The sequence below is a fragment of the Rahnella sp. AN3-3W3 genome (genome assembly GCF_003263545.1).
Taxonomy (GTDB): Bacteria; Pseudomonadota; Gammaproteobacteria; order Enterobacterales; family Enterobacteriaceae; genus Rahnella; species Rahnella variigena.
Window position 1 is genome coordinate 1 of sequence record NZ_JYDG01000082.1, and the last position, 11,705, is coordinate 11,705.

Sequence of the window (11,705 nt, forward strand, 5' to 3'; positions counted from 1 at the left end):
GACCTTGACCTTAGGGCCAGTTTGGCTGTCAACCCAAGGTCTTGTCGGTGTGGTCCGACGCCCACGACCTTAACACCGGCGGCTGGAAAGCCGTGACATCGGGTAAAGGCGCGTCCCAGCGCTCGATATCAATCCAGCAACTTTGCGCACTGCAGCCTTGCCCGAGTCGCGAACTGCCGCGATCTTCCGTCAGTACGTTCGGGTTGCCGTGTTTATCCAGCGAGTCGGGTTGCGACGGATCCTGCGGGTCGTACCAGGCACCGGTCGACATTTGCACCACGCCGGGGCGCAGATCCTCGGTCAGATGAACACCCGCCAGGATTGCGCCACGATCGTTAAACACCCGCACGATACTGCCCTCAGTAATGCCACGCGCAGCGGCATCCTGCGGATGTAACCAGAGCGGTTCACGGTCGCTGATTTTTGTCTTACGGCTGACGCTGCCGTGATCGTACTGGCTGTGCAACCGCGTCCGTGGCTGACTTGAGAGCAAATGCAGCGGCCAGCGGTCACGGGTTGCCTGCTGTTCACGGTAGTCCTGTTCATACCAGAACGGGAAACCGGGACATTCTTCGTAATCGAAATTCGCCACCGTCTGTGAAAACAGTTCGATTTTGCCTGACGGCGTAGCCAGCGGCGATCCTTCAGGGTCACGGCGGAAGTCTTCGAACAGGATCTGCGGCGCATCCGGACGCGCATATTCCAGTTTGCCCTGTTGCCAAAAATCATCGAATTCCGGCAGGTCAATGCCATCAGCCTGCGCACGGGGAACCGAAAGCTGGTAGATATGCCGCAGCCAGTCCGCCGCATCCCGCCCTTCGCTGAAGGCCTCACCAAAGCCCATCTGCTGCGCGAGCGCGGCAAATATCGCGTAATCGCTGCGCGCCTCACCGACCGGTGCAATATGCTGACGCATGGCAATCATGTAGCCGTCGTTGCTGGCGCTGCCGATATCCTCGCGCTCAAGTGACGTTGTCACCGGCAGCACGATGTCTGCGAACTTAGCCTGCGCCGTCCAGTACTGTTCATGCACCACCACGGTATCGGGCTGACGCCAGGCTTTTACCAGCCGGTTGATATCCTGATGATGGTGAAACGCGTTACCGCCCGCCCAGTAAACCAGCCGGATATCGGGATACTGACAGTTTTTGCCATCGAACTGATACGCGCCGCCGGGATTGAGCAACATGTCGGAAAGCCGCGCCACGGGGATGTGATCGTTCACCGCATTTTTACCCATTGGCAAACGCGGGCCGGAAAAGGTGCGGCGATCGGAGCCTGCAAGATTGGTAGACGCGTAGGCAAAGCCCAGCCCGCCGCCCGGCGTGCCGATCTGTCCGAGTAAAGACGCCAGCGCCACCGTCGCCCAGAAAGTTTGTTCGCCCTGTCGTGCGCGTTGCAAAGACCAGGCGATATTAATCATGGTGTGCTTTTCGGACATCTCACGCGCCAGCGTGCGGATTGCCTGCGCGCTGACGCCAGTCAGCGGTTCTGCCCATTCCGGCGTTTTGGCCTGTCCGTCGCGTACGCCTGTCAGATAATCGCGGTACGTATCGAATCCGACGGTATGACTGGCGACAAAGCCGGCGTCATAACGGGATTCATCGACCAGAACATAACTGAGCGCCAGCAGCAGTGCGGTATCGCTGCCCGGTTTGAGGGACAGCCATTCAGCCGTTTTCACCGATGAGAGATCATTCTTCACCGGGCTGACATTGATGAAACGGGTGCCGGTTCGCTCCATTTCCTGTAACCAGTATTTCAGAGAGTGATCGTTGGCACCGCCGCCGTTGACCTGCGCATTGCGCCACGGCAGTCCGCCGAACGCTACGAACAGCTCGCACTTTCCGGCCAGCACGGACCAGTGAGTATGCTGTTTTTGCAGCATATCCAGATCACCGATAATGTGCGGCAATAAACGCTCCGCTGCGGCCAGACTGTAGGTGTTAGTGCTGCCGGTATAGCCGCCAAACTGATTGAAAAACCGGTGCATCTGGCTTTGTGCATGATGAAAACGACCGGCACTCGACCAGCCGTAAGACCCGGCATAGAACGCAGAACTACCGTGGGTTTCCTTTACGCGCGCGAGTTCAGCCGCTACTAGCGACAGTGCCGTCTCCCAGCTGACCTCGACAAAAGGCTCTTTGCCGCGTCCTTCACGCGAGGTCGCACCGTGTTGTAAATAGCCCAGCCGGACCGCAGGGCGACGCACGCGGCTGGGTCCGTCTACCGAACCCAACAGGGATTGTCCGATTTCAGACGGATTACGATCCCATTCTACGGGTTCGACAGATTTTAAAACACCGTCAGCCGTGGCAACGCGGTACGTTCCCCAGTGCATAACAGCCAGATCATGGTTTTTTTTCATTATAAGCAGGTAAATTCAGGCAAAAATGCACACTAGCATGCCGTTGCGCCCGCGGCTACGCTGTCTGTGTTATTTCTATTTTTATCATACGCTTATCTTATTTTCGTATCTTTCACCCCGCAATATACGAAAATACGAAAACTTTTTTCACCATGAATAAATAAGTCCCCTTCACTCATCTAATTCCTAAAAATAGCCACTTAAACCCATACAAAATGTAATTTTTCTGTTTCGCGAAATTCACTAATTCAACATGTTGACGCGATATAGCTATTTTAGTGTGATGACTTCACGCTATAACAGTTATATAGAACAAGTGGGATAAATTTTTCGTCTGGTATTAAATTTCATTGAAGAGAAAGGAGGGTTAAGATAAAAGCTTTCAAAATCAATTAATTGTGAATGTAACTTTTCTACCTATTCAGATTATTAATTTGGTCGTAAAAATAAGCGCGCGTAAAAAAATGGGATGAATTGACTTTATATTATTGATTTTAAAGAATTTAAAAAGATAGCAAGCAAACTGTTATAGTGTTTTAACACCAAACTGTATATACCCTGCCAAATAATATCCATGCACAATCCCTTGGCCTTAATTACCCATAAAACAGATGTGTGAAATATATGTTAATTTTAATTAACCTGTCCCAATTTTTCAGCAGGGGATGTCAGCAATGTTTGGATTAGATGCTTTTCACCTGGCAAGAATACAATTCGCTTTCACTGTGTCTTTTCACATCATATTTCCAGCCATCACCATCGGGCTGGCAAGTTTCCTTGCGGTGCTGGAAGGGATGTGGCTGAAGACGGGCAAGCGCAGTTATCGGGATCTCTACCATTTCTGGTCCAAAATTTTCGCTGTCAATTTTGGTATGGGCGTGGTGTCAGGTCTGGTCATGGCCTATCAGTTTGGTACCAACTGGAGCGGATTCTCGCAATTTGCTGGGAGTATCACCGGCCCTTTGCTGACATATGAAGTGCTCACGGCGTTCTTCCTCGAAGCCGGTTTTCTGGGCGTCATGCTGTTTGGCTGGAACCGGGTCGGTCCCGGCCTGCATTTCTTCGCAACATGCATGGTGGCGCTGGGCACGCTTATCTCCACCTTTTGGATCCTGGCCTCTAACAGTTGGATGCATACTCCGCAGGGCTATGAAATTCTCAACGGCGTCGTGGTACCGACGAACTGGTTTAAAGTGATTTTTAATCCGTCATTTCCTTACCGTCTGTTCCATATGTCGATCGCCGCCTTCCTCGCCAGTGCGTTCTTTGTCGGTGCATCTGCCGCCTGGCATCTGCTTCGCGGTAACGACACGCCTGCAGTTCGGAAAATGTTTTCCATGGCATTGTGGATGGCACTGATCGTCGCTCCGATTCAGGCCATGGTCGGCGACGCGCACGGCCTGAATACTCTGGAATATCAGCCCGCCAAAATTGCGGCCATTGAAGGCCACTGGGAAAATCCGCCCGGAGAAGCCACGCCGTTAATTCTTTTTGGCCTGCCGGATATGGAGCAGGAACGCACGAAATATTCGCTGGAGATCCCTTATCTGGGAAGCCTGATCCTGACACACAGCCTGCAGAAACAAGTGCCTGCACTGAAAGATTTCCCGAAAGAAGATCGTCCCTATTCGCCAGTGGTGTTCTGGTCTTTTCGCATCATGGTGGCGCTCGGTTTGCTGATGATCACGGCTGGCGTGCTGGGTCTCTGGCTGCGTTGTAAAAAACGCCTTTATCAGTCCCGCCCGTTCCTTTGGTTCACGTTGCTGATGGGACCTTCGGGTCTGATAGCCTTGCTGGCAGGCTGGTTTACCACGGAAATTGGCCGTCAGCCGTGGGTGGTTTATGGCGTTCAGCGTACACGCGATGCCGTATCAGCGCATGGCGAAATGCACATGAGCCTCAGCCTGTTAGCTTTCCTGATGGTGTACGCCTCCGTTTTTGGTATCGGCTACGTCTATATGATGCGTCTTATCAAAAAAGGGCCGGTCACCGGCGAGGGGGATGAGGTTTCGCATGGCGGACCGGGTAAACAAAACACCCCGGCACGTCCGCTGTCTGCGGCGCAAGAAGGGCTGAACAACCCGGAGGAAAGTAAATAACATGATTGATTACACTGTTATATGGTTTGCCATTATCGTATTCGCGAACCTGATGTATATCGTGATGGATGGCTTTGATCTGGGGATTGGTATTCTCTTCCCGTTCAATAAAGACAAAACTGAACGCGACATGATGGTCAATACCGTCGCACCGGTCTGGGACGGTAATGAAACCTGGCTGGTACTGGGCGGCGCGGCTTTATACGGGGCTTTCCCGCTGGCGTATTCGGTGATCACCGATGCACTCACTATTCCGTTAACACTGATGCTTTTTGGACTTATTTTCCGCGGCGTGGCGTTTGAATTTCGCTTCAAGGCGACCGAGAAGCATCGCCCGTTCTGGGACAAATCGTTTATTACCGGCTCCATCGTAGCCACCTTCAGTCAGGGCGTTGCGGTCGGCGCAGTGCTCAATGGTTTTGAGGTGACAGGCAGAACGTATAGCGGCTCAGCGTTAAGCTGGCTTGCCCCCTTCCCTATTTTTTGTGGTATCGGGCTGGTCGTTGCCTACGCGCTGCTGGGCTGTACATGGTTAATCATGAAAACGGAAAATGCTCTGCATCAAAAGATGTGCCATCTGGCTAAACCCCTGGTGATGACGCTGCTGGCGATCACCGGTGTGATCAGTATCTGGACGCCGCTGACCCATGCCGATATTGCTCATCGCTGGTTCAGTATGCCAAATCTGATCGCCTTTCTGCCGGTGCCGTTACTGGTATTAGCCTGTACCTGGGGAATTTTGCGGGCGATAAAAAGTCACGCGCACTACATGCCGTTTCTGCTAACTCTGGCGTTGATTTTCCTCGGATTTTCGGGGCTTGGTATCAGCATCTGGCCGAATATTATTCCTCCGGCCATCTCGATTTGGGATGCCGCATCATCAGAGAAAAGTCTGGCATTTATGCTCGCAGGCGCGGTGTTCATTATCCCCGTGATCCTGATTTATACCTTCTGGAGCTATTACGTCTTCCGCGGGAAAATCAAGGAAAACGAAGGCTACCATTGATCGCAACAGTAACGGGAGGAATAACCGCATTTCGCCCGATTTTCAAAGGAGTTTCCTGATGGAGGGTGTGACCGTGAATATCAAGAAGCCATTCTGGAAACGCGTCATCTGGCTAATCGTCATTTACACGTTAAGTGTTTTATCACTGGCTGTGGTGGCATTCTTATTCAAAATGATGATGACTGCTGCCGGAATGAAATCGCATTAAAAATAAGTGGTCAAATGCAGTGGTCTTTATTACCCCTGGCCAAAAATCTTTATGACCGCATCCAGATGATCTTTCATCGCTTTCTTTGCTGCACGACTGTCACGGGCTTCCAGTGCGGTCAGGATTTCGAGGTGTTCAATCTCTGAACGGTGCGGCATATCCTGCGGCGTGTAGTGTAATTGCAGGCTGCGGAACATGGTGCCATAACGGTGGCCGAGCAGGTGCGCGATGATAAAAGCGTAAGCCGGATTTCCGCTGGCCTGCGCGATGCGGATATGAAACAAACGGTCACCGGGATGAGTGGCCGAGCCATTGCGGTTATCGCGACAGTTCTGTTCATAAGCCAGCCTGATCGCCGCAAGTTCTTCGTCGGTTGCGTTTCTTGCCGCCAGTGCCGCAGTTTCCGGTTCAATAAGACGCCGGGTTTGCAGCAGCGAAAACGGCGGCAGTTCAGCGGTAAAATCCAGCTCGATATTCAGCTCATCATCCACATCCGCCCACTGATTACGCCCTGCCTGCGACATCACCGGCTCCTGCGAAGGCGCGACCGGTACCGCCTGAGGATGGCGCACAATGACACCGTTTCCCACACGCACGTCCACCAGCCCGATAACTTCCAGCGCAATTAACGCCTCACGGACAGACGCCCGGCTGACCTGTAACTGACTGGCCAGTTCACGCTCGGCAGGTAGACGGCTGCCGGGCGGAAATTCTTTATTATCAATTAACGTTTTTAGCTGGTCAGCTATCTGCCTGTAAATTCTGGGATTTTCTAATTTTTTTATCGGCATTGGACACCTGAGGTCAATTCTCATTAAGTGATTCAGCTAGCATTTCCCGGACAAAAATCTTGCTGAATTGTTTTATGCATGTAAAAAGTTGGTTAAACGAAATGGCGTTTTAAGTACAAGCTTGCCGAACATCTTAGCAAAAAGCAGTGCTTATCACGCGTTTTTTTCACCTCCAATGGCCTGACCATTAGGCCTTTAAAGACACTTTTACGGGGAACAGCTATGAGCCTGGCAGGGAAAAAAGTTCTGATCACCGCCGCCGGACAAGGCATCGGATTTAACACCGCGACGCTGTTTGCCCGTGAAGGCGCAGAGGTGATTGCCACAGATATCAACATCAGCGCACTGCGTGATATTCCGGGCATCACTCCGCGTCTGCTCGACGTAACCGACCCGCGGGCGATTGCCGCCCTGGCGGAAGAAACCGGTGCGCTCGACGTGCTGTTCAACTGCGCGGGTGTGGTACACAGCGGCGACATTCTGACCTGCACAGAACGCGAATGGCAGTTTGCGTTAGATCTCAACGTGACGGCGATGTTCCACATGATCCGCGCGTTTCTGCCCGCCATGCTCGAACGCAACAGCGGCTCGGTGATCAACATGTCGTCGGTCGCTTCCAGCATCAAAGGCGTGCCGAACCGCTTTGCTTACAGTGCCTCGAAAGCTGCCGTTATCGGCCTGACACGCTCGGTCGCGGCGGACTACGTCACCCGCGGGATCCGTTGTAACGCCATTTGCCCGGGTACGGTGGAATCACCTTCCCTGCGCCAGCGCATTGCTGCTCAGGCACAGGCTGAAGGCCGCAGCGAAAAAGAAGTGTATGCGGCGTTTGTTTCGCGTCAGCCCATCGGGCGCATCGGTAAAACAGAAGAAATCGCCCAGCTTGCGCTGTATCTGGCCTCAGATGCCAGTTCATATACCACCGGCACGGTTCAGATTATTGACGGCGGCTGGAGCAACTGATTTTCACAGATCTGACTTTCACAGAAGGACACTGACTCATGAAATTATTACGTTACGGCAATGCAGGTTCTGAACGCCCAGGCCTGCTCGACAGCAATGGCAAATTGCGCGACCTCAGCGCCCATGTCGCTGACATCAGCGGCGAATTTTTACAGCCGGAAACGCTGGATAAACTGCGCCAGCTTGATCCGCAAAGTCTGCCGCTGGTAAGCGGCGAACCGCGTCTCGGCGCCTGTGTTGGCAAAGTGGGGAAATTTATCTGCATCGGCCTGAATTATGCCGATCATGCCGCTGAAACCGGCGCGGAGATCCCGAAAGAACCGGTCGTTTTCAGTAAATGGACCAGCGCGATTGTCGGACCAAATGACGATGTGGAAATTCCGCGTGACTCGGTTAAAACCGACTGGGAAGTCGAACTTGGTGTGGTGATCGGCACCGGCGGACGCTATATCAGCGAAGCCGATGCGCTGTCGCACGTTGCCGGTTACTGCGTGATCAACGATGTGTCCGAGCGCGAATTCCAGATTGAACGCGGCGGCACCTGGGACAAAGGCAAAGGCTGCGACACCTTTGGTCCGACCGGCCCGTGGCTGGTCACAGCAGACGAAATCCCTGATCCGCACCAGCTGAATTTGTGGCTGGAAGTGGACGGCAAACGCTGGCAGAACGGCAACACGCGCACCATGATTTTCCAGATCCCCGAAATTATCAGTTATCTCAGCCGTTTTATGAGCCTGCAACCGGGCGACATTATTTCCACCGGAACCCCGCCGGGCGTCGGGCTGGGGCAGAAACCGCCGGTATATCTGAAAGCCGGTCAGGTGATGCGTCTTGGCATTGAAGGTTTGGGTGAGCAACGTCAGAAGACGGTGCAGGCATAACCTCTTAAAGCTGAAGGATTTTTGCGATGACAACGATTACCGCTTTACGTGTTGAAGATGTGCGCTTCCCGACCTCGCTGGCGCTGGACGGATCGGATGCAATGAACCCGGATCCGGATTATTCCGCCGCGTACGTGATCCTCGAAACTGACGACCCTGCGCTCAAAGGCCACGGCCTGACGTTCACTATTGGCCGCGGAAACGAAATCTGTTGTGCGGCCATTAAAGCGCTGGAACATCTGATCGTCGGACAGGATCTGGCAGGCATTACCGCCGATATGGGTCAGTTCTGGCGCGATTTCACCAGTGACAGCCAGCTGCGCTGGATTGGTCCTGACAAAGGCGCAATCCACCTGGCGACCGGTGCAGTAGTCAATGCCGTGTGGGATTTATGGAGCAAAGCCGCCGGTAAACCGCTGTGGAAACTGGTGGCGGATATGTCGCCGGAAGAGCTGGTGCGTTGCATCGATTTCCGCTACATCACCGACTGCATCACGCCGCAGGAAGCGCTGACATTATTACAGCGCCGCGCTGACAACAAGGCGCAACGCACAGAGAAACTGCTGGCAGAAGGTTATCCGTGTTACACGACATCTGCGGGCTGGCTGGGTTATCCCGACGATAAATTGCGCCGCTTATGTCAGGAAGCCGTCGATGCCGGTTTCGATTATCTGAAACTGAAAGTCGGGCGCGACCTGGAAGATGACATCCGCCGTGTGCGCATCGCGCGTGAAGTTATCGGTCCGGATCGCAAACTGATGATCGACGCCAATCAGGTCTGGGAAACCAACGACGCCATCCCGTGGGTGAACGCCCTCGCCTTCGCCAGTCCGTGGTTTATCGAAGAACCCACCAGCCCGGACGATATCGAAGGCCACCGCAAAATCCGACAGGCCGTTGCGCCGGTCAAAGTTGCCACCGGCGAAATGTGCCAGAACCGCATCATGTTTAAACAGTTCATCATGCGCGAAGCCATTGACGTGGTGCAGATTGATGCCTGCCGCATGGGCGGCGTCAACGAAGTGCTGGCCGTGATGCTGATGGCTGCCAAATACAATCTGCCGGTGTGTCCGCACGCAGGCGGCGTCGGGTTATGTGAGTACGTTCAGCATCTTTCGATGATTGATTATCTGTGCATCGCGGGAACGCACGAAGGTCGCGTTATCGAATATGTTGACCATCTTCACGAGCATTTTGTGCATCCGTGTGACATCCGTGGCGCGGCGTATATGCCGCCGGAAGCGCCGGGATTCTCCATTGAAATGCATCAGGCGTCGATTGAAAAATATCGCCATCACGCCTGAAACCCATGCTAAAGAAAGCTCGAGGAGAACGCCGATGCGCATCGACAGCCACCAGCATTTCTGGCGCTACACGCCGCAGAATTACCGCTGGATAAGCGATGACATGGCGGTGCTGAAGCAGGACTTATTACCGGAAACGTTAAGACCAACGTTACAACGTCACGATATTCAGGGCACGATTCTGGTTCAGGCCTGTTCATCAGTGCAGGAAACGCGCTGGCTGCTGAAGCTTGCAGAGAAAACCGACTTCGTGCGCGCCGTAACAGGCTGGGTGAATTTGTCATCACCCGCATTGAAACAGGAACTGGAGGCAATTTCGCATCCGCTGTTACGCGGTTTTCGTCATCAGGTTCAGGACGAACCTGCGCCCGCGCAATGGCTGGCAGATCCGGCCATTAATGCCGGACTCCGTGAGTTGCAGCAGCAGAAAACTGTCTACGAAATTCTGGTGACGCACCGCCATCTGACAGACGCCGTGAAATTTGCCGAACGTCATGACGACTATTTTCTGGTGCTCGACCATTTCGGCAAACCCGATCTGAGCCAGGGTGCCGCGCACTGGAAGCAGCAGGTTGCGCCGCTGGCGGGGTTAAAACACGTCAGCTGCAAACTTTCCGGGCTGCTGACCGAGCCGCGTCCGCCAGGCATGTCAGCCCGTGATCTGCTGCCATATTTTGAGGCCGCGCTGGAGATTTTTGGCGCTGAGCGGCTGATGTTCGGCTCCGACTGGCCGGTGTGTCTGCTGGCTGATACGGATGAAAATCCGTGGGATTTATGCGAACAGGCCACCGCGACATTAAGCAGTGACGAGCAGGCAGCCATTTATGGCGGCAACGCCTGCGCGATTTACCAATTACAGCCTTTACCGATTACAGGAAATGACTGATGAATCTGCATCTGCAAAATAAAGTGGTGATGGTCACCGGTGGCGGATCTGGTATCGGCGCGGCGATTTCGCTGACGCTGGCGGAAGAAGGCGCGATCCCGGTGATCATCAGCAATACCGAACCGGCCAATGACCTGATGCATAAACTGCAACAGCTTTCGCCACAGGCCAGTTTTGTGCTGACTGAACTGCGTGACGAGGCCAGTTGCAAAGCCGCCGTGGACGACGTTCTTAGCCGTTACGACAGCATCGACGGGCTGGTGAATAACGCCGGTGCCAACGACAGCGTGGGACTGGATGCCGGTCGCGAAGCCTTTGTGAAATCACTCGAACAGAATCTGATCCACTATTACCTGATGGCTCATCTGAGCCTTGACGCCCTGCGCGCCAGCCGGGGCGCCATCGTCAATATCAGTTCAAAAACCGCATTAACCGGGCAGGGCAATACCAGCGGTTATGCCTCAGCAAAAGGCGGCATTCTGGCGCTGACACGCGAATGGGCGGCGGCGCTGCTCGGCGACGGTGTCCGCGTGAATGCGGTGATCCCGGCAGAAGTGATGACGCCGCTGTACGAACGCTGGATCAAAAGCTTCGATCACCCTGAAGAAAAGCTGCAACAAATCACCTCGCATATTCCGCTGGGGCAGCGCATGACCACGCCGCAGGAAATCGCCAATACCGTGGTGTTTTTGCTTTCTTCCCGCGCCTCGCACACCACCGGCCAGTGGCTGACCGTGGACGGCGGCTATATGCATCTCGACCGGGCGCTGACATGACGCGCCGCTATTGTCAGGCGCTGGATCTGGCGGATGATCCGGCACTTATCGAAGAATATCAGCGTCATCACCGCGAAATCTGGCCGGAAATTACCGCACATCTGCGCCGTTATGGCATCGCAGACATGGAAATTTACCGGCTTGGCAATCGGCTGATGATGGTGATGGAAACCACGGAAGATTTTGACAGCGGGCTGTTCGAACGCCGCAGTCTGGAGGATCCCAAAGTCTGCGAATGGGAAGCCCTGATGTGGAAATATCAGCGCCCCACGCCGTGGACGCCCGCCGGTGAAAAATGGGTAGAAATGGAGAAGATTTTTTCTCTGGCCGGTCAGGCTCCCTCGCATACGGAAGGCGTTGAGTAAAACCCGGTCGGCACCCTCCCCTGCGGAAGGAACTGAGTAAAACTCGATCGGCTCCCTC

General features: G+C 54.0%; 11 protein-coding genes. 9 read left to right on the plus strand and 2 right to left on the minus strand.

The genetic code is table 11. The features are described 5' to 3' along the window. Nucleotides 1–28: 28 nt before the first annotated feature. Complete coding sequence (locus UC15_RS19825; protein ID WP_112290360.1) at nucleotides 29–2,368, minus strand: molybdopterin-dependent oxidoreductase; 2,340 nt, start codon at nucleotides 2,366–2,368, stop codon at nucleotides 29–31. A 674-nt stretch (nucleotides 2,369–3,042) separates the two neighbouring features. Between UC15_RS19825 and UC15_RS19830 the strand changes: the two genes are divergently transcribed. Genes UC15_RS19830 through UC15_RS19840 form a run of 3 tightly spaced genes read left to right on the plus strand, consistent with a single transcriptional unit; the run spans nucleotide 3,043 to nucleotide 5,681 of the window. Beyond that, entirely contained in the window at nucleotides 3,043–4,467 is a 1,425-nt protein-coding gene (locus tag UC15_RS19830) for a cytochrome ubiquinol oxidase subunit I (protein WP_112290361.1), read from the plus strand. Between the two features lies 1 nt (nucleotide 4,468). Next, a complete protein-coding gene (gene cydB / locus UC15_RS19835) occupies nucleotides 4,469–5,473 on the plus strand; it encodes a cytochrome d ubiquinol oxidase subunit II (RefSeq protein ID WP_112290363.1) in 1,005 nt (334 codons plus the stop codon). Nucleotides 5,474–5,531: 58 nt separating this feature from the next. Continuing rightward, complete coding sequence (locus UC15_RS19840) at nucleotides 5,532–5,681, plus strand: DUF2474 domain-containing protein (RefSeq protein WP_112290365.1); 150 nt, start codon at nucleotides 5,532–5,534, stop codon at nucleotides 5,679–5,681. Between the two features lie 29 nt (nucleotides 5,682–5,710). Here UC15_RS19840 and UC15_RS19845 read toward each other — a convergent pair whose 3' ends face one another. Next, a complete protein-coding gene (locus UC15_RS19845) occupies nucleotides 5,711–6,472 on the minus strand; it encodes a FadR/GntR family transcriptional regulator (protein ID WP_112290366.1) in 762 nt (253 codons plus the stop codon). Between the two features lie 222 nt (nucleotides 6,473–6,694). Between UC15_RS19845 and UC15_RS19850 the strand changes: the two genes are divergently transcribed. From UC15_RS19850 to UC15_RS19875, 6 genes are read left to right on the plus strand one after another with little or no spacing between them, the layout of a single operon-like run. After that, nucleotides 6,695–7,435: an SDR family oxidoreductase gene (locus UC15_RS19850; protein ID WP_112290368.1), complete on the plus strand. Its 741-nt coding sequence runs from the start codon at nucleotides 6,695–6,697 to the stop codon at nucleotides 7,433–7,435. A gap of 38 nt (nucleotides 7,436–7,473) precedes the next feature. Beyond that, complete coding sequence (locus UC15_RS19855) at nucleotides 7,474–8,316, plus strand: ureidoglycolate lyase (protein ID WP_112290369.1); 843 nt, start codon at nucleotides 7,474–7,476, stop codon at nucleotides 8,314–8,316. Between the two features lie 26 nt (nucleotides 8,317–8,342). After that, nucleotides 8,343–9,620 (plus strand): L-fuconate dehydratase, encoded by a 1,278-nt coding sequence (locus UC15_RS19860; RefSeq protein ID WP_112290371.1) that lies wholly within the window; start codon nucleotides 8,343–8,345, stop codon nucleotides 9,618–9,620. Between the two features lie 34 nt (nucleotides 9,621–9,654). Further along, nucleotides 9,655–10,506 (plus strand): amidohydrolase, encoded by an 852-nt coding sequence (locus UC15_RS19865; protein WP_112290373.1) that lies wholly within the window; start codon nucleotides 9,655–9,657, stop codon nucleotides 10,504–10,506. Next, nucleotides 10,506–11,282 (plus strand): SDR family oxidoreductase, encoded by a 777-nt coding sequence (locus UC15_RS19870; RefSeq protein WP_112290374.1) that lies wholly within the window; start codon nucleotides 10,506–10,508, stop codon nucleotides 11,280–11,282. Before UC15_RS19865 ends, UC15_RS19870 begins: the two co-directional genes overlap by 1 nt. Continuing rightward, on the plus strand, nucleotides 11,279–11,647 hold the full coding sequence (locus UC15_RS19875) for an L-rhamnose mutarotase (protein WP_112290376.1): 369 nt from the start codon (nucleotides 11,279–11,281) through the stop codon (nucleotides 11,645–11,647). Before UC15_RS19870 ends, UC15_RS19875 begins: the two co-directional genes overlap by 4 nt. Nucleotides 11,648–11,705 lie beyond the last annotated feature (58 nt).